The organism is Mycobacterium sp. ABE4_509 (assembly GCF_056160785.1).
Genome location: NZ_JBSWXU010000002.1, coordinates 42,695 through 64,335, shown reverse-complemented (window position 1 = coordinate 64,335; position 21,641 = coordinate 42,695). Strand labels below are relative to the sequence as shown.

Here is a 21,641-nt window from a genome sequence, read left to right as displayed (position 1 = left end):
GGCTCGATGGTATGCGAAGAACTTAATGACGCAGCGGCGCCGGGCTCCACAGGCCGCTTCGCGTCGTCGTACCCAGGTCGAGCCGGGCCGGTTCGGCGTCGGGGTAGTAGGGGATCAGGCGCTGCAACGCCCCCCAGTCGCGGTACCAGTCGTCCTTGAGGTAGGTCGGCACGGTGGTGGCACGCAGCAGCAGCTCGGTGATGCCCAGCGGCCCGCCGCCCAGGTTGTCCATCACCGGCGAGTTGGCCTCGGCGCCGAACCGGTCGGGCAGGATGCGCCAGCGCGGGACCTCGACCACGCCGTAGCGGTGGTCGAACGGGCGCTGGCACGGGAACGCCAGCCCCACCAACCAGTCCAGCAGCACCGGGTCGGTGGAGCCGACCACGTCCTGCAGGGTCCGCAGCTCGGGGATGCGCGGCGGCGTCAGCGCGACCCAGTGCTGGGGGTCGAGGTCGTCGTCGGAGGCCACCAGGCGGATGCGGGTGGCTTCGGCGGGAATCGACGACAGCGGCGCCCGCAGGTTGCGCCACGCCGGTGCGGCCCCGACGTCGCCGAACTCGATCTCGCCGGCGGGTTCACCGTCGGGCCCGGCCCACTGCACCTTCACCTCGTCGCGATCGAACCGGCCCGCCGCCGCGACGACCAGCAGCGGACCGGCGTCGTCGCGGGGCGGCAGCGGGTACCACGCCGAGCGCAGGAACGCCGGCTGCTGCGTCCCGGACCGCCAGCTGCCCAGCACCGGGGTGCGGGCGGGGTCCAGGCCGAACGGCAGCCGGGCGCGCGAACCGTTGATCCCCGCGGCGGCGGTGGTGCCGCCTTCGGTGCCGGCCTCACTGCCGGTGACCACACCGCTGTCGGTGTCGGCGAAGTTGTCCGACCCGGGCTCCTCCATCACCGGGTCGGCCGACACATCCGACGGAACACCGTTGGGGCTGAAGCCCTCCGAGGTGACCGCGTCCAGTCCGTCGGCGATCGGAACGTCGAGCGGGGTGAGCAGCCCGGCGTTGGGGTCCTGCTCGACGAGCACGTCCTCGGCCATCCCGCAGGTGTTTCCGGCCAGCGCGCCCAGGTTGGACCGCCCCACGCTCCAAGCCGGGTACTGGTTGATCATCCCCAGCGTCAACGACACCACCTCGAAGGTGACCAGCGCCCACGCCGCAACGGCCAAGGGGGGCTGCGCGATGCGGCGCCAGCGGCCGCCGCGGTCATCCGGTGGCGCGGGGTCGCGATCGGAGAAGTGGAACCAGGCGGCGGCCAGCAGCGCCAGCGCCGAGCATCCGAGCAGCACGGTCATGAAGCCCAGCCGCCACTGCGGGAAGTCGTTGGACCACGGCACCCCGAAGTTGGACACGTACCACCAGCCGTTGACCGTGGCGAACGACAGGGCGGTGACGAACAGCACGGCGCCGGCGAACACCGCCCGGTTGCGCTGCGACCGCATCGCCGCCGCACCCACCGCCACCGCGGCCAGCGCCCCCAGCGAGCCCGCCAGCCCGGCGAACACCCCGAAGTGGTGGGTCCACTTGGTCGGGGTGAACATCAACGCCAGGAACGAGATGATCGTGATGCCGATGATGCGCCGGCTCGGACCGGCCGCCGTTCCCGGAATCCGGCCTTTGCGCAACGACATCGCCACCGCGACGGCCAGGGCGAGCAGCAGCGTGAGTACCGCGAAGCGGCGCGCCACCGAGCCGTCCGGGCTGGTGGTGAACAGCCGGGAGTAGCGGATGTGTTCGTCGAACCAGGCCAAACTGGGGCCCACCGATGATTTGAAGCTGCTGGCCTGCAGTTCGGCGGCCAGCGTCTGGTCGCGGAAGATCAGGAAGATGGCGACGGTGCCGGCGGCGGCGATCGGCGCCAGCAAAGCCAGGTAGCCGAACCGTGAAGTATGGGCCGCGACAATGGTTTTCAGTGGACCGATGGCGACCAGCAGGGCGCCGATCGCGGCGATGCCGGTCGGGCCGGAGAACAGGGTGAGCGCACCGATGATGATCGCCACCGCCACCGGCAGCAGCCTGCTGGTGGCCACGCCGCGCTCCACCGAGCACCAGGTGAGCAGGATGCCCAGCGCGATGATGGGCTCCGGGCGCAACCCGTTGTTCAACGGCAGCCAGAACGCGAGGAACATTCCGGCGGCCGTCCACGCCGCGGCCCGGCTGTGTTTGACCGCCGAGCCGAGCCGGGGGATGACCTCCCGGCTGATCACCCACCAGCAGGCCAGCGCCATCAGCAGCGTGGGCAGTCGCATCCACACGCTGGCCGTGCTGACGTTGCTCCACAGCGCCAGCAGGTCGTAGTACCAGCCGAACGGCGCCTCCGGGGTGCCGAACCAGCGGTAGTAGTTGGCCATGTAGCCGGCGTTCTCCGACACCCGCGCCATGGTCAGGATGTAGCCGTCGTCGGCGGTGTTGGCGCCGACGAAGTGCCACCACACCAGCACCGCGGTGACCAGGCCGTCCAGCGGTTTCATCGACCACCATCGGGGCGGCAGGAACCGCCGGTGCCGCATGCCGTCGGCGGTGTCGAGTACATGCAGCGCGCCCAGCGACACGGCGGTCATGGCGACGCCCACGATCATCGCGAGCAGTTTGACCAGCGTCGGCGAGGTGTTGTACCGGGAGTCCACGGTGGCTGAGAACTGCAGACCCGGTGGGGCCGGGCCGGACAGGTCGGTGAAGACGCCGACGATCTGGGGGCGGAAGTCGTAGCCGCTGCGTTCGCCGCGCAGCGGTTCGCCCGGGTCCGGGTCGTCGGGCCCCTGGGTGAGTCCGACGAACTCGCCGGACACCCGGTCGGCGTGCGCGGTGAAGCGGAGTTCCTGGCAGTCCGGGCTGAGCACCTGGTCCAGCGGGGCGACCACTACGGGTGTGTTGCGCACGATGACCAGCAGGTCGTTGTTGACCTGTTCGATGAGCAGGCCGCGGTCGACGGCCTTGGGGGCCTGTTTGGGCACGGTGGACAGCAGCACGCTGCGGCCGGGACCGTCGAGGCCGGCGGCAGCGCTGCACGGCACGGTGATCTCGAGGTCGGTGGCGACGTAGCCGATCAGCGGTGCGTCGACGCTGGACAGGGTGTCGTTCTGTGGCCAGTTCAGCTCGGCGGTGGTCTGGTCGACCGGCAGCAGCGGGGTCGCGACCGCCAGCAGGGTCCCGAGCAGTCCGGCGACGATCGCGATCAGCCGCGCGGTGCGGTGGTTGCGTCCCGGAGTTCTCTCCGACGCCGGCGCTTCGACCACGGGGCTAGATGGTAATTGGCTTGCGAATGGCCAGGACGAACGGCCCGATGGTCGACACGGCGAAGCGGGGGTCGTCGAACAGCGCATCGTCGAGTGCGACGTGGTAGCGGCGCACGTTGGGCTGATTCGGGTACACGTCGGCGGCCAGCCGCAGGGTGTAGGTGTCGTTGGCGCCGCGGCGCATCAGGAACACCGACGGCGGCTGCCACGGCATGGCGTCGAGTGCCTCGATGAACGCGTCGGGGTCGGACAGCAACGCCCAGTTCTCGATCGCGGCGGCACGGGCGTCGAACTGGGCCAGCGGATTGGCGTAATGCGACGTCAGGCCCTGGAACCCGTAGTACGGGTAGTAGGACAGGAAGCTGTAGTCGGCGGTCATGACCACCGTCTCGTCGCGGGGGCGCCCGGTGACCTCCAGGATCCGTTCGTCGATCTCGCGGTAGTACTGCTCGGCCCCCGGCGGCCGGCGATCTGCGCGCTCGCCGTAGCCGTCGGTGTCGGTGTAGGCCACCGCGATGTCGGAGCGCAGCACGTCGGGAATGTCCTGGCTGAAGGTCACCGCGCCGAGGGCGCCCACCGCGGTGGCCGCCGCGACGACGCGGTGGGCGTTGGGTGCGCTGACCCTGGCCGCCAGCGCGCGGGCGGTCTCGAGGAAGCCGAATGCGCCGGCTGCGGCCAGCAGGATCGTCAAGGTGGGCTGTAGCCGGAACGACAGCAGCGTGCTGCCCGCAAGCGTGTACAGCATCGACAGCAGTGACCAGGCGTACACGGCGAGCACCGCGACGGCCAGGGCACCCGCGCGCGTGGAGGTGCGCGCGTTGAACACCAGCCACAGCGTGCCGAGCATGCACAGCGCGCCGAGCAGGGTGAACTGCAGCATCGGGAACGACAGCACCGCGCCGTCGGTGGGCAGGTAGTGCCGCGCGGTACCGGTGTCGGTGGGCGCACCGCCGGCAGCGGCGATCAGGTAGGGCGCCCAGCCGATCAGCGCGATGGCCCCGGAGATCAGCCCGATCACCAGCAGCCGCAGCAGCGGATCCCAGTGCCTTCTGCTGACTGCGGCCGTCACCGCCATGATCGTCAGCGTGAATGCGGCGAACCCGAACAACAGCGTGTAGAACAGCGCCGCCACACCGAGGAAGATCCCGACGCCGATCACCGCGCCCCAACCACGGTGCGGACTTCCCGGCTCACCGGTACGGCCGCGGGCCCGCAGCCCCGACCAGGCCAGCACGAACACCGGGGGCAGCAGCACCGCGATGATGGCCGCGTACGGTTCGGCCGGCGAATAGGCCAGCGCGGCGGCCGCGGTCGCGGTGGACACCACCAGCGCGTACTCGAATCGAACCATGTTGGCCCACAGCACCAGGGCCGCCACGATGGCGATCGTGATCGAGATGATCGACCAGGGTTTGAACATCTCCCATGCCGGGGTTCCGGTGACGTCGGCCAGCCGCCCGCCCAGCCAGAACCAGCCCGGCGGGTAGAACGGCGGCAACCCGATGTAGGTCATGTCGTGCAGTGCGGCGCTGTCGGTCAGCCTGGTCAGGTACTCGGTGCGGAACTGCTGGTCGACGGAGATGCCGAACAGATACAGCCGGGTGGCGCCGAGCGGCATCGCCAGCGTCACCACCGAGAACGCGGCCAGGAACAGCACCGACCCGAGGCGGGCCAGGGCGCGCCGGCCCCGGCGCCAGAGCCAGCCGGCGGCCAGCAGCCCGGCCAGGCAGGCCACCTGACCGACGGTGGTCAACGCGTGCAGCTGGTTGGACGAGTTGTAGGCGGGCCATTCGACCCTGGCGATGGCGGCCAGACTGACCGCTGTGACCACCGCGGCGGTGGCGGCCGCAGCGAGCATCTGGCCAGCCACCGTGAGCGGGACGGCCAGAGCGCTGCGCATCAGATGGGCAGCTTGCGAAAGATCGGGCGGGGGATGTGGCGCAGCACCATCATCACGTAGCGGAACGCGCCGGGCGCCCAGACCAGGTCCTTGCCCTTGGCCGACGCGGTGACCGCCAGCTCGGCGACGTACTCCTTGTCGACGGTCAGCGGAGCTTCCTTGACGTGGGCGCTCATCCGGGTGCGCACCTGCCCGGGGCGGATGACGAGCACCCGGACCCCGAACTCGCGCAGCGCCTCACCGAGGCCGAGGTAGAAGCCGTCCAGCCCGGCCTTGGTGGAGCCGTAGACGAAGTTGGACCGCCGGACCCGTTCGCCGGCCGCCGAGCTCATCGCGATGATCTGGCCGAAGCCCTGCGCCCGCATCTTGTCGCCGAGCAGCACCCCCACCGAAACCGCTGCGGTGTAGTTGATGTCGGCGATCTGCACCGCCTTGCGCTGGTTCTGCCACAGTTCCTCGGCGTCACCGAGCAGCCCGAACGCCACGATCGCCACGTCTATGTCTCTGGGGCTGCCGCCGCCTCCGAACGCCTCGTCGATGACCCGGGGGTGGCTTTCGGTGTCGACGGCGTCGAAGTCGATCACGTCGACCGCGCGGGCGCCGGCGCCGGTGAGTTGGGCCTTGGCCGTGTCGGCCAGCGGGTCGCCGGGCATGCACGCCAGCACCACCCGGGCCGGTGCGCTGCGCAGGTAGCGCTCGCAGATGGCCAGGCCGATCTCCGAGGTGCCGCCGAGCAGCAGGATGGTCTGCGGATTACCAGTGGCGTCAAAGACCATCTAGAGGAGCTCCAGTCGTCGGGCCATGTCGGAGGCGAACAGTCCGGTGGGATCGACCTTGCGGCGCACCGCGATCCATTCGTCGATCCGCGGGTACATGGCGTGGAATGTGGCGGCGGTGGTGCGGGCGTCCTTGGCGGTGTAGAGCCGGCCGCCGAACTCGAGGACCCGCTTGTCGAGGCTGTCGAGGAACTCGCCCAACCCCGGTTTGATCTGGAAGTCCACGCAGACGTTCCAGCCGGGGATCGGGAAACTCAGCGGCGCTTGGTTTCCGGGGCCGAAGAGCTTGAACACGTTGAGGAAGGAGTAGTGGCCGGAACCCTGGATGTCGACCATGATGCGCTTGAACTCGTCGACCACCTCGGTGGGGACGACGAACTGGTACTGGGTGAAACCGGCTGAGCCGTAGGCCCGGTTCCAGTCTCCGACCATGTCCAGCGGATGGTAGAACTGCGTCAGATTCTGGACCTTGCCCCGGTAGGTCTTGCCCATCCGGTACCACAGTGCGGTCATCGCACCGAAGATCGGCTTGTTGCCCAGCCCGCTGGGAAAGACGTCCGGCGCGGTGAAGTACTGCGGCGCGTCGAATTTCAGCGGATCCTTCTGCAGCTTGCGGGGGAGCTGGTCCACGCGTGCCAGTGAGCCGCGGGAGATCACCGCCCGGCCCAGATGCGGCGGCGGGCTCATCGCGTCGAACCACGCGCTGGAATAGGTGTAGTTGGCCTCGGTGCCGTCGCTGTGGAACGCGATGGTCTCGTCGAGTCCGGCGGTGACGTCGCCGTCGGCGACGAAGTACGCCGTCTCCGTCGGTGTCATCGCGATGACGGCCCGCAGGATGATGCCGGTCAGGCCGTTGCCGCCGACGGTGGCCCAGAACAGCGCCGTGTCCTCGTCGGAACCACCGGCGGGGGTGAGGGTGCGCACCTGGCCGTCGGCGGTGAGCAGGTCCAGCGAACGCACATGGTTGCCGAAACTGCCCGCACTGTGGTGGTTTTTGCCGTGGATGTCGCAGGCGATGGCGCCGCCGACGGTGACCTGCCGGGTACCGGGCAGCACCGGAACCCACAGACCCAACGGCAGCGCGGCGCGCATCAGCTGGTCGAGGTTCACCCCGGCGTCCACATCGACGAGCGCCTGGTCGGCATCGATCGAGTGGATCCGGTTCACCGCGCTCATGTCGATGACCAGCCCGCCCCCGTTCTGGGCGTTGTCGCCGTAGGAGCGGCCGAGCCCGCGCGCCAGCACGCCCCGGCCGCCGTCCGCACCGGCCCGGGCGACCGCCTTGGCGACCAGCTCGGGGTCAGGGGTCGTCAGCACCTGCGCCGTCGACGGCGCGGTGCGGCCCCACCCGGTCAGCCGGCGGGTGATGGTCGGAAACTCGGTGCTCGACATCGTCACAGAGGGTACCGCCTGGGGTGCGGGCCTCAGCGCAGCCGGAATATCACCGCGCGCTGGACGACGAAGTTGATCACGGTGGCCGTGCCCTGGGCGATGACGAACGCCACCGGCACCCGCCAGGGCTGATTCTCGAACTCCATGTAGAAGACGTAGTTGATGCCGACCTGCACGGCGTAGGTGAGGGCGTAGAGGACCGCCACCGCGATGAACCGTGCGGTGCTCGGCGGGGCCTGGAAGGTCCACCGGCGGTTGATCAGGTAGGCGGTGGTGGTGCCGGCGATGAAGCTCAGCGTCTTGGCGACGTTGACGTGCAGGCCGGCGGCCAGGAACGCCACGTACAGGCCGAAGTCCACGATGGCGGCCAGCCCGCCGGTGACGATGAACCGCCAGATCTGAGTCGTCAGGCTCAGCCGGGGAGACAGCGGGGGCTCGGCCACCCGGGCAGCTTACGGGTTCGGCCGCACCGCCCGGTCTCGCCGAACTTGCATTCCGGCAGGCCTCTTCTCGCACTTCTGCTGCCGGAATGCCGTTTCGGCGGGTTCGGCGATCGGTTCCTGCCACCGGCCGCTCAATTGCTGCCACCGGAAATTTCCACTCTGACCTGCGGGTTACACGCCTCAGAAGACCAAGATCAGCGAGAAGATCACCGAGAAGAGGAACCGAGATGAACAAGCTCACCATCGCCACCGTCGCCGCTGCCGGACTGTCCGCCGCCGTACTGGGACTGGCCGCCCCGGCCGCCGCCGCCCCGACCTCCGGGGGCAACGCCGATTCGACCATCAGCCAGCTCGAGGCCGACGGCCACCGCGTCATCGTCAACCGCCTGTCGGACACCCCGCTGGATGAGGCCACCGTGGTCGCCGTCCAGCCCGGCCCGGCGCTGCGCGGCACCGCCACCAACCCCGGCTACGACGACGACACGACCCGCCAGAACGTCATCACCGGCATGGTCTACTACATCGACGTCCGGTGATGACACACCGCACGAGAAACGGGGCGCCCAGCCGGGCGCCCCGTTTCTCGGTTCTATGCCCGCGTCAGCCGGACGACCGGGATGGTGCGTCCCTCGGCGCGCGCCACGTAGTCGTCGTAGCCCGGATAGACGCCGACGGCTTTGTGCCAGGCCCGGTCCCGCTCCTGCGGGTCGGTGACCTCGGTCGCGGTGTAGGTGCCGCTGAGTTTTCCGGCGAGCACCGTGGCCGTCGGATTGGCCTTCAGGTTGTGGTACCAGGCGGGGTGCCCGGGCCTGCCGAAGTTGGAGGCGATCAGGATCAGCGACCCGGCGTCGTCGATGTAGACCAGCGGGGAGGATCGCTGCAGCCCGGACTTGGCTCCGGTCGTGGTCAACAACATCACCGGCAGCGGGTAACCGAAGCTGAACCGGCCGCCGGTGAGGCGCAGCAGTGCGGGGTCGAGCTTGGGCGGAACGCTCGAGACGAACCGGTAGCCCAGCTTGGTTCGTGAGATTCGTTGGATGAGTCGTTGCGGGGCGCCTGCCATCACCGGAGCGTAGCCGCCGCCGGTAAGTGCCATTGGCCCCGACCTGCGGCGACCCCTTCCTCTTGAACGGAGCGCCGGGTGCGACGACGATAAGGGCATGGATGCCACTGAAACATCTGGAGACCCGGTCACCGAACTCACCGAGGCCGAGAGTTGGGACCTGCTCTCCAGCATGTCACTGGGCCGACTCGTGACAACGGTCGACGGCTGGACCGAGATCTTCCCGGTCAACTTCGTCGTGCAGGACAAGACGCTGTTGTTCCGTACCGCGGAAGGCACCAAGCTGCTGACGTCGGTGCTCAACGAGCATGTGGTGTTCGAGGTCGACGATCACAACGTGGCCGGGGGGTGGAGCGTGGTGGTCCGCGGCACCGCCCACGTGCTGGCCACCTCGGAGGAGATCGACAAGGCCGAGCGCGCCGGGCTCTACCCGTGGGTGGCGACCCAGAAGCTGCGCTTCGTGCGGGTGACCCCCGATTCGCTCACCGGCAGGCGGTTCGTATTCGGGCCCGAACCCGAGGGCGGCGTCGCGGGCTGACCGCCCTGGGACGTCGCGGGCTGACCGCCCTGGGACGTCGCGGGCTGACCGCCCTGGACGTCGCGGGCTGACCGCCCTGGACGTCGCGGGCTGACCGCCCTAGACCCAGTAGGGCACCCGGGCCCGGTACTGCCGCATGGCCAGCGCCGCGAAGGTCCAGCCGACCACGGTCAGCACCAGGACCACGACCCAGTGGTGCACCTGCTGCTGGGCGCCGAGCAGCGGCGCCCGCACGATGTCGAGGTAGTGCAGCAGCGGGTTGAGTTCGACGATCCTGGCCCAGTCGCCGGCGCCCTGGCGCTGCAGGGTCGCCTCGTTCCAGATGATGGGCGTCATGAAGAACAGCAGCTGCACCAGCGAGGTCAGCAGTGGGCCGATGTCGCGGTAGCGGGTGGCCAGGATGCCGAAACACAGCGCCACCCACACGCAGTTCAGCGCGATCAGCGCCAGCGCGGGGATGAAGGTCAGGTCCGTCCACTGCCAGGGTTTGGGGAAGATGATCGCGATGATGACGAAGATGACGATGTTGTGGGCGAACAGGATCATCTGCCGCCACACCAACCGGTAGACGTGCACCGACAGCGGGGTGGGCAGCTGCTTGATCAACCCCTCGTTGGCGATGAACACCTCGGCGCCCTCGAGGATCGAGGCGTTGATCAGGTTCCACACGATCAGGCCGAGAGTCACGTACGGAAGGTGCTCGGCCAGTTCCAGATTGAACAGCTTCGAGTACAAGCCGCCCATCGCCACCGCGGTGGTGCCGGTGGCGATGGTGATCCAGAACGGGCCCAGCACCGACCGGCGGTAGCGCTGCTTGATGTCCTGCCAGCCGAGGTGCAGCCACAGCTCGCGTTTACCGAAGCCCTCGACGAGGTCGCCCCACGCCCGGCGGAAGGTCTTGGACTGCGCGGCGGCGTCCATGAATGTCATTGCGTTCCTGCCCCGTCGAGCTGCTCTTCCCGGAAGAACCTCTCCCGGCGGCCCAGCCGTCGTAACCGCATCCACTCCAGCAGCCCGGCCGGGTCCCGTCGCGACACCAGGAAGAACCAGCCGAACCGCACCCATTCCTGGGGGAGCAGCCTGCGCATGCCCGGCTGCGACAGCAGATAGCCACGGTTGCGGTAGGTGTAGTACCGCTTGGTGGCGTTGTCGGTGTACTGGGTGTGCATGCGGCCGCCCAGGATCGGCTTGAACTCGTCGCCGCCCTGCGGGTGCAGGTACACCGCATCCAGGCAGGTGCCGAACGGCAGGCCGGTGCGCAGCAGCCGCCGGTGGATCTCGGTTTCGTCGCCGCGGATGAACAGGCGCAGGTCGGGCACCCCGGTGGCCTCCAGGGTGGCGGCGCGGAACAACGCGCCGTTGAACAGGTGCGAGATGCCGGGCAGGAAGTCCTCGCGCGGCGCCTCGGCGCGCAGCTCGCTGACCAGTCGGCGCCACGCCACTCCGCGGCGCAGCGGGAAGGCGAGCCGTTCGGGGTTCTCCAGGTCGCAGATCATCGGCGACACCTGGGCCAGTCCGCGTTCCTGCGCGCAGGCCAGCAGCGTGGCCAGCACCGCGCCGTCCTGGGGCCGGCCGTCGTCGTCGGCCAGCCAGATCCAGTCGGCGCCCAGGCTGAGCGCGTGCAGCATCCCCAGTGCGAAACCTCCGGCGCCCCCCAGGTTGCGGCGCGAGCCGAGATAGGTCGTCGGGACGGGCTGGCCGGCGACGAGGTCGCGGACCCGGTCTTCGGCGGCGTTGTCGACGACGATCAGATGGTCGGGTCGCCGGCTCTGCGCGCACACCACGTCCAGTGATTTGGCCAGTTGGTCGGCGCGGCGGTGGGTGACGACGACCGCGCAGATGAGCGGGTTGGTCATGCCGGCCGGCTTTCGCGCCCCGTCTCCTCCAGCACCTCGCGGACGTGGCGGGCGGCGTCCTCACCTTCGTAGGAGCGGACCACCTCCTCGATGCCGCCCGACATCTTCACGGTGCCGTGGTCGATCCACATCGCGGTGTTGCACAGCCGGGCCAGGAACTCGTTGGAGTGGCTGGCGAACACCAGGATCCCGGATCGCTCGACGAGGCCGGCCAGCCGCGACTGGGCCTTCTTCAGGAACTCGGCGTCGACGGCGCCGATACCTTCGTCGAGCAGCAGGATCTCGGGGTCGATGCTGGTCACGACCCCCATCGCCAACCGCACCCGCATGCCGGTGGAGTAGGTGCGCAGCGGCATGGACAGATAGTCGCCCAGCTCGGTGAACTCGGCGATCTCGTCGACCTTGGACATCATCTGCTTGCGGGTCTGGCCGAGGAACAACCCGCGGATGATGATGTTCTCGAAACCGGAGATCTCGGGGTCCATCCCCACCCCGAGGTCGAAGACCGGTGCCACCCGGCCCCGCACTGCGGCGACTCCGCGGGTCGGCTCGTAGATGCCCGACAGCAGCCGCAGCAGCGTCGACTTGCCGGCGCCGTTGTGGCCGACGAGGCCGACGCGGTCACCCAACTTCAGCGACATCGTGATGTCCCGCAGTGCTTCGATGACGACGACGTTGGACTCGTTGCGGCCGATCGCGCCGCCCGCCTTGCCGAGGAAGGCCTTCTTCAGCGAGCGGGTCTTGGCGTCGAAGATGGGGAACTCGACCCACGCGTTGCGGGTCTCGATGCAGGGTGACTCCGAGGTCCCGGCTGGATCGGTCATGTCACAGGTACTGACCGGTGCCGGGGTGTCCGGGACCGCCCCGCTGACCGGGCACGCTCACGCCGGGCGGCAACGCGCCCTGACGCATCTGTTCGAGCTGCTGACGTGCGGCCATCTGCTGAGCGAACAGGGCGGTCTGGATGCCGTGGAACAGCCCCTCCAGCCAGCCCACCAGCTGGGCCTGGGCGATGCGCAGCTCGGCGTCCGAGGGCACCGCGTCCTCGGTGAACGGCAGCGTCAGGCGTTCGAGCTCGTCGCGGAGTTCGGGGGCCAGTCCGTCCTCGAGCTCGGAGATGCTGGTGCGGTGGATGTCGCGCAGCCGCCCGCGGCTGGCTTCGTCGAGCGGTGCCGCCCGTACTTCCTCGAGCAGTTGCTTGATCATGGTGCCGATCCGCATCACCTTGGCCGGCTGCTCGACCAGGTCGGTCAGTGCCTTGCCGTCGGCTCCGTGTTCCTCGTCCACCTGGTCGGGACCGCCGCCGATGATCTCGATGTTGTCGTCGTCGGTATCGCTCGTCATGTTCCTAGGGTGCCCCACCCTCGCTGTTCCTCCGCGGCTGGGCTGCGCGGTTCGGGAACCGATCTTCTCACGGCGGGCGCGCCGGACGGGTCTGCGCCGCCCGCGATGATTGCCTGGATGTACCCAGCAACGCCTGGCTCGGTAGCACTCTGCCTCGTCGGCGACCTGGACTAGTATGGCTGCGCAGATGACTTGTTCCGGTGCGGAACGGGCAGCGAGACTGGTCGAGCATCCGCCAGACCGGCCCCTGAGCGGGCGGTACGGGGGAATTCCTCGACGCACTAAGGTGGGCTGGCATGGCATACGACGTCGCCCGGGTGCGTGGGTTGCATCCGTCGTTGGGCGATGGGTGGGTACACATGGACCCGCAGAACGGCATGCTGCTGCCCGACACCGTGAGCCGGGCGGTCTCCACCGCGTTCCGCGGGTCGATGCCCAGCCCGGTCGGCCCGCATCCGGCGGCGCACCGCAGTGCGGCGGTGCTTGCCGCGGCCCGTCAGGCAATCGCCGATCTGCTGGGTGCCGACCCGGCCGGGGTCGTACTCGGGGCGGACCGTGCGGTGCTGCTGACCTCGTTGGCCGACGCCGCCTCGGCACGGGTCGGGCTCGGTTACGAACTGGTCGTGACGCGGCTGGACGACGAAGCCAACATCGCCCCGTGGCTGCGGGCGGCGAACCGTTTCGGCGCGAAGATCAAATGGGCCGAGGTCGACATCGAGACAGGTGAGCTGCCCACCTGGCAGTGGGAGGCGCTGGTCACCCGGCCCACCAGGCTGGTGGCGATCGCCTCTGCCTCAGCGACTTTGGGTACCGTCACCGAGCTGCGCGAAGTGACCAAACTGGTGCACGAGGTCGGCGGGCTGGTGGTCGTCGACCACTCGGCGGCTGCCCCGTACCGCTTGGTGGACATCAACGAGATCGACGCCGACGTGGTCGCGGTCAACGCGCTGGCCTGGGGTGGCCCGCCGATCGGTGCGCTGGTCTTCCGCGATCCTGCGACCATCGACGCGCTCGGCTCGGTCTCGCTGAATCCGTATGCCACCGGCCCGGCGCGCCTCGAACTCGGATCCCACCAGTTCGGGTTGCTGGCCGGTGTGGTCGCCAGTATCGAATACCTTGCCGGACTAGATGATTCGGCTGGGGGCAGCAGGCGTGAGCGGTTGGCCGTCTCGATGCGGTCGGCGGCCGCGTACATGAGCGGGCTGTTCGACTACCTGCTGATGTCGCTGCGGTCACTGCCCACGGTGATGGTGATCGGCAGCCCTGAGGTGCGCATCCCGGTACTCAGCTTCGCGATCAGCAACGTTCCCGCTGAGCGGGTCGTGCAACGCCTCGCCGACAACGGCATCCTGGCGATCCCCAACGCGAGTTCGCGGGTGCTCGACCTGATCGGGGTCAACGACATCGGCGGCGCCGTCACCGTCGGTTTGGCGCACTACAGCACCACCGCCGAGGTCGACCAGCTGGTCCGCGCGCTCGCGTCGCTGGGCTGAGCTGCGGCTAATCGCCCACCCGCAGAATGACTTTGCCCGACACATCGCCCGACTCGAGCAGCTCGTGGGCGGCCTGCGCCTGAGCCATGGGGAACTGTGCGCCGATGACCGGTCGCACCAGGCCGTCGGCGATCATCGGCCACACATCGTCGAGCACGCGGGTGACGATCGCCGCCTTGCCGCTCGGCCCGTCGATCGGGCGTGAGCGAAGCGCCGTCGCGATCACGCCCGCCCGTTTGGCCAGCAGCTTGCCGAGGTTGAGCTCGGCCTTGACCCCACCCTGCATGCCGATGACGACCAGCCGTCCGTCGGCGGCCAGCGCGTCGACGTTGCGCTCGAGATAGGCCGCCCCCATGATGTCGAGGATGACGTCGGCGCCGCCGGCCGCGCGGACGATCTCGACGAAGTCCTCGTTGTGGTAGTCGATGGTGATCTCGGCGCCCAACTCGGCGCACAGGTCGAGTTTGTTGCGTGAGCCGGCGGTGACGGCGACACGGCAGTTCAGCGCGCGGGCCACCTGGATCGCGTGGGTGCCGATGCCGCTGGCACCGCCGTGCAGCAGCACCAGCTGCCCGGCGCGCAGCCCGGCGGTCATGACCAGATTCGACCAGACGGTGCACGCGACCTCAGGCAGGCCGGCCGCGTGCTCGGGTGCCACGCCGCCGGGGATCGGCAGCACCTGGGCTGCCGGCACCGCCACGAACTCGGCGTAGCCGCCGCCTGCCAGCAAAGCGCAGACGGGTTGCCCCTCGGTCCACTGGGTCACGCCCTCGCCGCACGCGGAGATCGTGCCGGACACCTCGAGACCGATGATGTCGCTGGCGCCGGGCGGCGGCGGGTACTTGCCGGCGGCCTGGAGCAGGTCGGCACGGTTGACGCCGGCCGCGGTCACCCGGATCAACACCTCCCCGGGGGCGGGCGTCACGTCGGGAACTGATTGCCAGGTGAGTCGGCCAGGGGACTCGGCCACGATCGCGCGCATTCCCAAAACGCTACTACGCTGGGTAAACACGCCGCGCTTTCGCCTCCCCGGCCCACCGGCCCCCTTACTATTGTCACGATGGAGGGGATCATCGGGGGCCGTACCGCGAGCGATACGCCCGGACTGGACATTGCTGAACAGAAGGCGTGGCAGAACTTTCTGGACGCCTCGCTGAGGTTGTACGCGACCATCAACAGGTCGTTGGTCGACGGCCATGAATTGACGCTCAACGACGTCCGGCTGCTGGATCTGTTAGCCAGATCGGCGACGGGGTCGGCCCGGATGGGCGATCTCGCCGAGTCGCTGATGTCGCTGCCGAGCCGGGTGACCCGCCAGATCCACCGGCTGGAACGCCAGGGGCTCGTTCTGCGCGGCGCCAGCCCCGAAGACGGGCGCGGCGTGTTGGCCAGCATCACCGCCGAGGGGCGGCGCTCGCTGGAGGAGGCGCTGCAGACCTACGGCGCCGCCGTGCGCGCCCATTTCCTGGACCCGTTGTCCCGTTCGCAGGTCACTGCCATGGGGGAGAACAGCCGCCGGATCAGCGCGGCACTCAAGGCCGGGGGGCCGCCCGCCAAGATCGGGCGCGTCTAGACTGACGCGCGGTGGCGTGGCAGAGCGGCCTAATGCACTCGCCTTGAAAGCGAGAGACGGCTAAAACCGTCCGGGGGTTCAAATCCCTCCGCCACCGCAGGTCAGAAGCGGTTTCGCGGGCACAGGACACGCCCCGGCTCCTGTCGTCGATCACCCGCTCGCGCTACCGGCGCGTCTCATGGAAACCATCGCGATGCAGCTGTCCCCGGACGGGGCGGTTGCGGTTTTTAGGGGTGACTCGAGCCAGTTCCTGCCGTATTCGGGATCATGGAGGAGGCAGCGATGAACACCGCCCCCTTTGCACATGTGCTCGACTTCGAGGTGTACCTGCTGGTGACCATGAAGTACGGCATGACAAATCAGGATGCCGAACGTGAAGCCAAGTTGGCCGAGCACGATCTCTCTTTCGGTGATGCCGAACGAATCCATCAACGTGTGGCCGAGGTATTGCGTGACAAAGCCACGCAGTTCGCGAAGCTGCAGACTCTCGTCGGGGTAGACGCCCGCGATGCAGGTGCACTGTCGTTCGAAGGAATCCTTTGGCCGGAATTCGATTTCGCCGCTACCGCCGGCCGTGATGGTTCGATTCAGACGGCCGCATACCGGCGTGCTCGAGGTGAGCCGGGGTGCGCCGCAGCTCCGACTGCCCAGCCTCCGTGGAGCATGGATACCGCAGATTTCGTCCAGTGTTTTGGTCCGGCCAGGGTCACTTCCACGGCAGCCTTGTTCGACGAGTATCTGCCCGCACAGGAATTGCACGAATTCGAATGGGATGGACGGCGATATGGCGCCGGGTTTGGGTGGGGCCTTTTCTTGTCCGCCTCGCTGATGTGGACCTGATTCGGAACGCTTCGCGGCGAAGGCGGCAAGTCCGCCCGGGGTTATTCGCCGGTGAAGTTCGGGGCCCGTTTCTCGAACATCGCGGTGATGCCCTCGGACAGGTCCTTGGACGGCAGGAACGCCGAGTTCCACGCGGCGACGTAGCGCAGGCTGGCCGACACCGCGGCGGTGCGCTGCTCGTCGAGCACGTCCTTGATGCCGTGCACGGTCAGCGGCGGGTTGGCCGCGATCTCGGCCGCGGTGGCCCGGGCCGCGGCCAGACACGCCTCGGCATCGGGGTGGACGTCGTTGACCAGGCCGATCTTCTCGGCGCGCGCGGCGTCGATGTCCTTGCCCGTCAACGCCAGCTCCTTGAGGTGCCCGTCGTTGAGGATCAGCGGCAGCCGGGCCAGTGAGCCGACGTCGGCGACGATCGCGAGCTTGACCTCGCGCACCGAGAACTTCGCGTCGGTGCTCGCGTAGCGGATGTCGACCGCCGAGATCAGGTCCACCCCGCCGCCTATGCACCATCCGGACACGGAGGCGATCGTCGGGGTGCGGCAGTCGGCGACCGCGGTGATCGCCTGCTGCATCGCCTTGAGGTGCTTGTGGAAATCGGCGCGCGGCTTGGCGGTGGCTCCGTCACCGCCCATGACACCGGCCAGGGTGCCGCCCATCGCGGCCAGGTCCAGGCCGTAGCTGAAGTGCTTACCGGACCCGGTCAGCACGATCGCGCGCACGTCGGGGTCGGCGTCCAGCTCGGCGAACACTCCAGGGAGCTCGGCCCAGAAAGCCGGCCCCATCGCGTTGCCCTTGCCCGGACCGATCAATGTCACCTGCGCGATGTGATCGGCGATGTCGACGGTCACCGATTCGTATGTGCTGCCCATGACCATGAAGGCTAACCAGTCTGTCCGGCTAGCCACCCATCAGGATCTCGCTGACCCGCGCGCTGGGCAGGAACTGGCAGGCGGCATCGGCCAGGATCTGCCCGATGAACTCCCCGTCGGGGCCCAGCGGGTTGTTCTCCTCGGCGAGGATGGCGCGCACCACCGCGACCCTGGTGGCCTCGTCGAGGTCGTTGTACTCGTCGCACATCATCGACGTCGCGTTGGGCGGGGCGGGAACCTCGGGAACGTTGGTGTTGCGGGTCGGCAGCGGGATGTCCGGGATGGGGATTCCCGGGATCTCGGGCAGCCCCGGGATACCCGGCGAGCGACTGGGCAGGGTGGGGGCCGACGTCAGCGGTGGCCCCGGTTCGGTGGTCTGCGCGACGGCGCCCTCGGTGGTTCGTTGGCAGGCCGTCGTCACCCCGAGGACGAGCCCGAGCCCGACCAGCGCCGTCGCCGCGGTCTTGATCTGCGTCTTCGCGCCGATCACGGTGACTACACCCGCTCCAGATGGAAATACAGATGGCGGGGCGTGCCGGAGCTGGTGTCCAGCGCGCCCTTGCCGTTCATGATGCCGACCACGGCGTTGTCGTCGACCACCTTGAAGTGGTCGTGCACCGGCTTGCCGTCGTAGACCATCGAGGCGACGAGCTCCCCGCGGAACTCCTCCATCCACAGGCTGGCCTCCCCGTTCATCGCCTCGGTGTTGGAGAACTTGTTGCCCTCGGCGTCCAGGCACACCAGCGGCTTGGCGTCGGTGGCGGAGTGGAAGGTCTTGCCGAACCAGTTCAGCTTGTTCATGAAGCCGTTGGCCATGTGCCCGGTGTGGAATTCGCCGCCCTTCCATTCGCCGATCATGAAGTCGATGGTGGCCGGAGCAAGGGTGGCCCAGAAGTCGTCGAGCTCGGCGTCGGAGATCGTGTCGGTGCGTTCGGTCAGGGCGGTGAACGTGTCGCGGGCGGTGCCTACTGAGGTCATCGGTTTCCTGTCCATGATCGGGCGAATCGGAGGAATGCGTCGTTCTCGTCGGGGGAGGCGACGGTCACCCGCACACCGTCCTCACCGTACGGGCGCACGATGACGCGGCTGTTGGCGGCGTCGGCGGCGAACTGCTGGGCCCGACCTGCCAGCGGCAGCCAGACGAAGTTGGCCTGGGACAGCGGAAGGTCGTAGCCGGCGTCGCGCAACGCCGCGCTGACCCGGGACCGTTCGGCGACGACGGCGTCGGTACGGGCCAGCAGCTCGTCGGCGGCGTCGAGGCAGGCGATCGCGGCGGCCTGCGACACGCTGGTGGCGGTGAACGGCACGTAGACCTTGGACAGCGCGGTCACGATGTCCGGGTCGGCCACCGCGTAGCCGATGCGCAGCCCGGCCAGCCCGTAGGCCTTGGAGAAGGTGCGCAGCACCACCACGTTGCTGTGGGACCGGACCAGGGCGAAGCTGTCGGGCACCAGGTCACCGCGCACGTATTCGATGTAGGCCTCGTCGAGCACCACCATGATGCGCGGCGGCACCGCCTCGACGAACCGGGCCAGGGCGTCCGGGTCGACGACGGTGCTGGTCGGGTTGTTCGGGTTGCACACGAAGATCAGCCGGGTCTTCTCGGTGATCGCGGCGAGCATCGCGTCCAGGTCGAAGGTCTCCTCGGTGAGCGGCACCTGGACCGGGGTGGCGCCGGCGGTGCGCACCTGCAGCGGGTAGATCTCGAAGCTGCGCCAGCCGTAGAGCACCTCGTCGCCCACCGTGGAGGTGATCTGGATCAGCTGCTGGCACAGACTGACCGACCCACACCCCACCGAGATGTGCTCCGGGGCGAAGTTGACGTGCTTGGCGAGGCGCTCCTTGAGCTCGACGTAGCCGTTGTCGGGGTAGCGGTTGATGCCGTCGACCGCGGCCTCGATGGCGGCCTTGACGCTGGGCAGCGGGCCGTGCACGGTCTCGTTGCTGGCTATCTTGATGGCGCCGGGCACCGTCTTGCCCGGGGTGTAGGCGGGCAGATCGGCGAGTTCGGGGCGCAGACGGGCGGACACCCGACCAGTTTATGGCCCGGCCGGTGCACTCTTCGATGTGCTTTGCTTCTGCAGGTATCGGCTGTGTACGCTCTTGGCTCGGCGGTAAACGTCAGGAGGCGTGCCAGAGCGGCCGAATGGGGCTCACTGCTAATGAGTTGTCCACCTCAAAGTGGACCGGAGGTTCAAATCCTCTCGCCTCCGCGGTGACACTGCCGGCTCGCCGGCGTCATACAACTGAACAAGCACCACACCATGCGCCCGTAGCTCAACGGATAGAGCATCTGACTACGGATCAGAAGGTTAGGGGTTCGAATCCCTTCGGGCGCGCTTCGCGGAAAGCTCACCTGACCTGCGCTTGAGCCAGTCGGGCAGCTGCTCAGATCTGAACACCAGAGGGCCCGGTGTCACGAGAGTGTCACAAGCCGTGGGTAACTCATCGTCTGCCGCCATCAGTGTCACCGAGGCTCGTTCGTTGATCAGCTCGGCGGGCACGCACCACTCGCGGTACGGCTTGCAGTCCTCGATCACTTCGAAGTCCCCGAGGTCCACGTCGTCGGGGAACTCGACGCGAAGAACCGTTTCGCCCTTCGCTCCCTCGTTGACGGTCATCGGCGAATCGCCGAGCCACACACCGGTCAGCACTGTGGTCGCGAACAGGTAGCCGCCGGTGGCGTCGCGGAACCCGTCCCGAAGGATCGCGTCCGCCGCGTCGGTGGTGTGGTAGTAGATCATCAGGCCTCCGACCCGGTCATGACGGCACCCAGTGTGGCCCCGGCAGCCTTCAACGCGTCCGGCTGGCTGTGCGCGTAGATGCGGGCCGTGATGGACGCGTCCGCGTGGCCCAGCCACTGCGAGATCACCGCCAGTGGCACCCCCCGCAGATGCATCGCCGTCCCGGCCGTGTGCCGGGCGTCGTGCAGCCGGATCGGGCGCACCCCGGCCGCCTTCGTCAGCCGGTGCCACATGTTCGTCAGCGAGCCCGGCTGATACGCGCGCCCGGCCTCGTCGACAGCCACGTAGCCGCTGTCGACGTAGGCGGCACCGGCCTTCAACCGTTCAGCCTTCTGGGCGGCCCGGGCCCGCCGCAGCACGGCCACCATGCCCTCATCGAGGGGCAGGGTGCGGTGTGACGCCGCCGTCTTGGGGGCGTTCTCGGCGACCTCGGTCGCGCCGACCTGGACGCGGCCCCGCGCCACCGTCAGGGTGCTGGCGTCGAAATCGACATCTGCCCACCTCAGTCCGGCGATCTCGGCGCGCCGCAGCCCGGACAGCGCCAGGAACCACAGGTGTCCGGCGCGGTCCTTGGCGGCGGCGGCCAGCACGGCCCGGATCTCGGTGTCCGTGTAGGTGGCCATCTCGGCGCGCTCGCGCGGCACGGCCTTCATCCCGGCCGCCGCGTTGTGGGCCAGCACCCGGCGCTCCACCCCGTAGCCCAGCAGCAGCTTGGCGGCCTTGATCGTCTGGTTGAGTGAGCGCGGCCCCCACGGCTTGCGGGTATTGCCGTCGGCGGTGACGGTGCCCCCGTCGCGCAGAGCCACGATCAGCCGGTCCAGGTCGGCGCGGGACAGCTTCTGGGCGGGCATCGACCCGTGGGCCTCCCGCAGCGGGGCGATCGCGTAGCCGTAGTCGCGGATGCTGCTGGCCCGAAGGTGGTGCAGGGACGCCAGCCAGTCGGCGGCCAGGTCCTCCACGGTGACGGTTTTGCGCGGCACGAAAATACCTGCAGCAGAGTCGCTTTGAAACCGGGCGAGAGCCTCACGCGCGTCTCGCTCGGTGGGGTAGCGGCGGCGCACCTGCTGGCGTCGTCCGTCGGCGTCCCGGCCGCCGTCCACCGTCACCTGATAGCGGGCCACGGGCTTACCGGTCTTGCGGTCGGTGATCGCGACCTTGCGGATCTGCGGGGGCAGCTGCTGGCGGCTCATCGGTTCTCCCCTTGCCTGATGACGCGGTGCACGGTGCCGACCGAGCAGTCGGCCTGCTCGGCGATCATGCGCACCGACTGGCCCTCGGCCCGCAGGGCGCGGATCAGCTCGTCGCGGGGGCCGGTGTCGACGCGCCGATCGGGCCGGATCCGGCCGTCGCGGCCTTTCACCCAGCCGACCTGCGGTGCAGGAGTCTTCTTCCTGGTCACAACCCCCACATTACACCTAGTTGAACACTTGAACACACGCTGATGGTGGTCAGGGTAGGCACACCCCACTATGCGCTGGCGGTGAACATCAACCGGCGCAATATGACCCAAAGGCCCAGCAAGCCATCGTCGTCGCACGGGCGCGGATAGGTTCTATCGCCGATCAGGGCTAGGCG

Annotated in this window: 23 protein-coding genes and 3 tRNA genes; 8 read left to right on the top strand and 18 right to left on the bottom strand. The window is 68.7% G+C overall.

Translation table 11 applies throughout. The features are described 5' to 3' along the window. Nucleotides 1–22: 22 nt before the first annotated feature. From ACXAID_RS01090 to ACXAID_RS01070, 5 genes are read right to left on the bottom strand one after another with little or no spacing between them, the layout of a single operon-like run. Nucleotides 23–3,235: an arabinosyltransferase domain-containing protein gene (locus tag ACXAID_RS01090; RefSeq protein ID WP_475020320.1), complete on the bottom strand. Its 3,213-nt coding sequence runs from the start codon at nt 3,233–3,235 to the stop codon at nt 23–25. Nucleotides 3,236–3,239: 4 nt separating this feature from the next. Then, the gene (locus ACXAID_RS01085; RefSeq protein ID WP_475020319.1) at nt 3,240–5,135 is read right to left on the bottom strand and encodes a galactan 5-O-arabinofuranosyltransferase; all 1,896 of its coding nucleotides are present in this window, start codon (nt 5,133–5,135) and stop codon (nt 3,240–3,242) included. Further along, complete coding sequence (locus tag ACXAID_RS01080) at nt 5,135–5,911, bottom strand: decaprenylphospho-beta-D-erythro-pentofuranosid-2-ulose 2-reductase (RefSeq protein WP_475020318.1); 777 nt, start codon at nt 5,909–5,911, stop codon at nt 5,135–5,137. The genes ACXAID_RS01085 and ACXAID_RS01080 overlap by 1 nt, the downstream gene beginning before the upstream one ends. Then, nucleotides 5,912–7,303, bottom strand: coding sequence for an FAD-binding oxidoreductase (locus ACXAID_RS01075; RefSeq protein WP_475020317.1), 1,392 nt, complete (start codon nt 7,301–7,303; stop codon nt 5,912–5,914). A gap of 32 nt (nt 7,304–7,335) precedes the next feature. Beyond that, complete coding sequence (locus ACXAID_RS01070; protein ID WP_475020343.1) at nt 7,336–7,731, bottom strand: GtrA family protein; 396 nt, start codon at nt 7,729–7,731, stop codon at nt 7,336–7,338. 242 nt (nt 7,732–7,973) lie between these two features. Here ACXAID_RS01070 and ACXAID_RS01065 point away from each other — a divergent pair, with 242 nt between their 5' ends. Then, a complete protein-coding gene (locus ACXAID_RS01065; protein WP_475020316.1) occupies nt 7,974–8,282 on the top strand; it encodes a hypothetical protein in 309 nt (102 codons plus the stop codon). 53 nt (nt 8,283–8,335) lie between these two features. Here ACXAID_RS01065 and ACXAID_RS01060 read toward each other — a convergent pair whose 3' ends face one another. After that, the gene (locus ACXAID_RS01060) at nt 8,336–8,809 is read right to left on the bottom strand and encodes a nitroreductase family deazaflavin-dependent oxidoreductase (protein ID WP_475020315.1); all 474 of its coding nucleotides are present in this window, start codon (nt 8,807–8,809) and stop codon (nt 8,336–8,338) included. Between the two features lie 97 nt (nt 8,810–8,906). Between ACXAID_RS01060 and ACXAID_RS01055 the strand changes: the two genes are divergently transcribed. Continuing rightward, nucleotides 8,907–9,347, top strand: a complete 441-nt coding sequence (locus tag ACXAID_RS01055; protein ID WP_475020314.1) for a pyridoxamine 5'-phosphate oxidase family protein — start codon at nt 8,907–8,909, stop codon at nt 9,345–9,347. A gap of 99 nt (nt 9,348–9,446) precedes the next feature. On the opposite strand, the gene wzm is transcribed toward ACXAID_RS01055, so the two are convergent. From wzm to ACXAID_RS01035, 4 genes are read right to left on the bottom strand one after another with little or no spacing between them, the layout of a single operon-like run. Beyond that, the gene (gene wzm / locus ACXAID_RS01050; RefSeq protein ID WP_475020313.1) at nt 9,447–10,277 is read right to left on the bottom strand and encodes a galactan export ABC transporter permease subunit Wzm/RfbD; all 831 of its coding nucleotides are present in this window, start codon (nt 10,275–10,277) and stop codon (nt 9,447–9,449) included. Beyond that, on the bottom strand, nt 10,274–11,203 hold the full coding sequence (glfT1, locus tag ACXAID_RS01045) for a galactofuranosyltransferase GlfT1 (protein ID WP_475020312.1): 930 nt from the start codon (nt 11,201–11,203) through the stop codon (nt 10,274–10,276). The genes wzm and glfT1 overlap by 4 nt, the downstream gene beginning before the upstream one ends. Beyond that, a complete protein-coding gene (gene wzt / locus ACXAID_RS01040) occupies nt 11,200–12,027 on the bottom strand; it encodes a galactan export ABC transporter ATP-binding subunit Wzt/RfbE (RefSeq protein WP_475020311.1) in 828 nt (275 codons plus the stop codon). Before wzt ends, glfT1 begins: the two co-directional genes overlap by 4 nt. Before the next feature lies 1 nt (nt 12,028). Then, complete coding sequence (locus ACXAID_RS01035; protein ID WP_475020310.1) at nt 12,029–12,547, bottom strand: bacterial proteasome activator family protein; 519 nt, start codon at nt 12,545–12,547, stop codon at nt 12,029–12,031. A gap of 296 nt (nt 12,548–12,843) precedes the next feature. Here ACXAID_RS01035 and ACXAID_RS01030 point away from each other — a divergent pair, with 296 nt between their 5' ends. Next, nucleotides 12,844–14,040 (top strand): cysteine desulfurase-like protein, encoded by a 1,197-nt coding sequence (locus ACXAID_RS01030; protein WP_475020309.1) that lies wholly within the window; start codon nt 12,844–12,846, stop codon nt 14,038–14,040. A 7-nt stretch (nt 14,041–14,047) separates the two neighbouring features. Here ACXAID_RS01030 and ACXAID_RS01025 read toward each other — a convergent pair whose 3' ends face one another. Beyond that, entirely contained in the window at nt 14,048–15,022 is a 975-nt protein-coding gene (locus tag ACXAID_RS01025; protein ID WP_475020308.1) for an NAD(P)H-quinone oxidoreductase, read from the bottom strand. A gap of 78 nt (nt 15,023–15,100) precedes the next feature. Here ACXAID_RS01025 and ACXAID_RS01020 point away from each other — a divergent pair, with 78 nt between their 5' ends. From ACXAID_RS01020 to ACXAID_RS01010, 3 genes are all read left to right on the top strand, one after another. Continuing rightward, entirely contained in the window at nt 15,101–15,613 is a 513-nt protein-coding gene (locus tag ACXAID_RS01020; protein WP_475020307.1) for a MarR family winged helix-turn-helix transcriptional regulator, read from the top strand. A 10-nt stretch (nt 15,614–15,623) separates the two neighbouring features. After that, nucleotides 15,624–15,710 (top strand) — tRNA-Ser (locus ACXAID_RS01015). A 185-nt stretch (nt 15,711–15,895) separates the two neighbouring features. After that, nucleotides 15,896–16,453 carry a hypothetical protein gene (locus ACXAID_RS01010; RefSeq protein ID WP_475020306.1) on the top strand — a complete coding sequence of 186 codons (558 nt, stop codon included), beginning with the start codon at nt 15,896–15,898 and terminating at the stop codon, nt 16,451–16,453. A gap of 41 nt (nt 16,454–16,494) precedes the next feature. Here ACXAID_RS01010 and ACXAID_RS01005 read toward each other — a convergent pair whose 3' ends face one another. The 4 genes from ACXAID_RS01005 to hisC are packed head-to-tail and all read right to left on the bottom strand — an operon-like array spanning nt 16,495 to nt 19,352. Beyond that, nucleotides 16,495–17,322, bottom strand: coding sequence for a crotonase/enoyl-CoA hydratase family protein (locus ACXAID_RS01005; protein ID WP_475020305.1), 828 nt, complete (start codon nt 17,320–17,322; stop codon nt 16,495–16,497). Between the two features lie 28 nt (nt 17,323–17,350). Then, entirely contained in the window at nt 17,351–17,812 is a 462-nt protein-coding gene (locus tag ACXAID_RS01000; protein WP_475020304.1) for a hypothetical protein, read from the bottom strand. 5 nt (nt 17,813–17,817) lie between these two features. After that, nucleotides 17,818–18,300 carry a DUF4334 domain-containing protein gene (locus tag ACXAID_RS00995; protein WP_475020303.1) on the bottom strand — a complete coding sequence of 161 codons (483 nt, stop codon included), beginning with the start codon at nt 18,298–18,300 and terminating at the stop codon, nt 17,818–17,820. Then, nucleotides 18,297–19,352: a histidinol-phosphate transaminase gene (gene hisC / locus ACXAID_RS00990; RefSeq protein ID WP_475020302.1), complete on the bottom strand. Its 1,056-nt coding sequence runs from the start codon at nt 19,350–19,352 to the stop codon at nt 18,297–18,299. Before hisC ends, ACXAID_RS00995 begins: the two co-directional genes overlap by 4 nt. A gap of 94 nt (nt 19,353–19,446) precedes the next feature. On the opposite strand from hisC, the gene ACXAID_RS00985 reads away from it, so the two are divergent. Then, a tRNA-Ser gene (locus ACXAID_RS00985) sits at nt 19,447–19,535 on the top strand. 53 nt (nt 19,536–19,588) lie between these two features. Continuing rightward, nucleotides 19,589–19,661: transfer RNA gene (locus ACXAID_RS00980), tRNA-Arg, on the top strand. On the opposite strand, the gene ACXAID_RS00975 is transcribed toward ACXAID_RS00980, so the two are convergent. From ACXAID_RS00975 to ACXAID_RS00965, 3 genes are read right to left on the bottom strand one after another with little or no spacing between them, the layout of a single operon-like run. Next, nucleotides 19,635–20,066: a hypothetical protein gene (locus ACXAID_RS00975; RefSeq protein ID WP_475020301.1), complete on the bottom strand. Its 432-nt coding sequence runs from the start codon at nt 20,064–20,066 to the stop codon at nt 19,635–19,637. The genes ACXAID_RS00980 and ACXAID_RS00975 overlap by 27 nt on opposite strands. Next, nucleotides 20,066–21,256 (bottom strand): tyrosine-type recombinase/integrase, encoded by a 1,191-nt coding sequence (locus tag ACXAID_RS00970; protein ID WP_475020300.1) that lies wholly within the window; start codon nt 21,254–21,256, stop codon nt 20,066–20,068. The genes ACXAID_RS00975 and ACXAID_RS00970 overlap by 1 nt, the downstream gene beginning before the upstream one ends. Beyond that, on the bottom strand, nt 21,253–21,465 hold the full coding sequence (locus ACXAID_RS00965; protein ID WP_475020299.1) for a helix-turn-helix domain-containing protein: 213 nt from the start codon (nt 21,463–21,465) through the stop codon (nt 21,253–21,255). The genes ACXAID_RS00970 and ACXAID_RS00965 overlap by 4 nt, the downstream gene beginning before the upstream one ends. Nucleotides 21,466–21,641: the final 176 nt, after the last annotated feature.

What these genes read in the sequence shown, in the direction of transcription:
- ACXAID_RS01085 (WP_475020319.1), bottom strand. Translation starts at nt 5,135, where the DNA reads ATGCGCAGCGCTCTGGCCGTCCCGCTCACGGTGGCTGGCCAGATGCTC.
- ACXAID_RS01080 (WP_475020318.1), bottom strand. Translation starts at nt 5,911, where the DNA reads ATGGTCTTTGACGCCACTGGTAATCCGCAGACCATCCTGCTGCTCGGC.
- ACXAID_RS01075 (WP_475020317.1), bottom strand. Translation starts at nt 7,303, where the DNA reads ATGTCGAGCACCGAGTTTCCGACCATCACCCGCCGGCTGACCGGGTGG.
- ACXAID_RS01065 (WP_475020316.1), top strand. Translation starts at nt 7,974, where the DNA reads ATGAACAAGCTCACCATCGCCACCGTCGCCGCTGCCGGACTGTCCGCC.
- ACXAID_RS01060 (WP_475020315.1), bottom strand. Translation starts at nt 8,809, where the DNA reads ATGGCAGGCGCCCCGCAACGACTCATCCAACGAATCTCACGAACCAAG.
- ACXAID_RS01055 (WP_475020314.1), top strand. Translation starts at nt 8,907, where the DNA reads ATGGATGCCACTGAAACATCTGGAGACCCGGTCACCGAACTCACCGAG.
- wzm (WP_475020313.1), bottom strand. Translation starts at nt 10,277, where the DNA reads ATGACATTCATGGACGCCGCCGCGCAGTCCAAGACCTTCCGCCGGGCG.
- glfT1 (WP_475020312.1), bottom strand. Translation starts at nt 11,203, where the DNA reads ATGACCAACCCGCTCATCTGCGCGGTCGTCGTCACCCACCGCCGCGCC.
- wzt (WP_475020311.1), bottom strand. Translation starts at nt 12,027, where the DNA reads ATGACCGATCCAGCCGGGACCTCGGAGTCACCCTGCATCGAGACCCGC.
- ACXAID_RS01035 (WP_475020310.1), bottom strand. Translation starts at nt 12,547, where the DNA reads ATGACGAGCGATACCGACGACGACAACATCGAGATCATCGGCGGCGGT.
- ACXAID_RS01030 (WP_475020309.1), top strand. Translation starts at nt 12,844, where the DNA reads ATGGCATACGACGTCGCCCGGGTGCGTGGGTTGCATCCGTCGTTGGGC.
- ACXAID_RS01025 (WP_475020308.1), bottom strand. Translation starts at nt 15,022, where the DNA reads ATGCGCGCGATCGTGGCCGAGTCCCCTGGCCGACTCACCTGGCAATCA.
- ACXAID_RS01020 (WP_475020307.1), top strand. Translation starts at nt 15,101, where the DNA reads ATGGAGGGGATCATCGGGGGCCGTACCGCGAGCGATACGCCCGGACTG.
- ACXAID_RS01010 (WP_475020306.1), top strand. Translation starts at nt 15,896, where the DNA reads ATGAACACCGCCCCCTTTGCACATGTGCTCGACTTCGAGGTGTACCTG.
- ACXAID_RS01005 (WP_475020305.1), bottom strand. Translation starts at nt 17,322, where the DNA reads ATGGGCAGCACATACGAATCGGTGACCGTCGACATCGCCGATCACATC.
- ACXAID_RS00995 (WP_475020303.1), bottom strand. Translation starts at nt 18,300, where the DNA reads ATGACCTCAGTAGGCACCGCCCGCGACACGTTCACCGCCCTGACCGAA.
- ACXAID_RS00975 (WP_475020301.1), bottom strand. Translation starts at nt 20,066, where the DNA reads ATGATCTACTACCACACCACCGACGCGGCGGACGCGATCCTTCGGGAC.
- ACXAID_RS00970 (WP_475020300.1), bottom strand. Translation starts at nt 21,256, where the DNA reads ATGAGCCGCCAGCAGCTGCCCCCGCAGATCCGCAAGGTCGCGATCACC.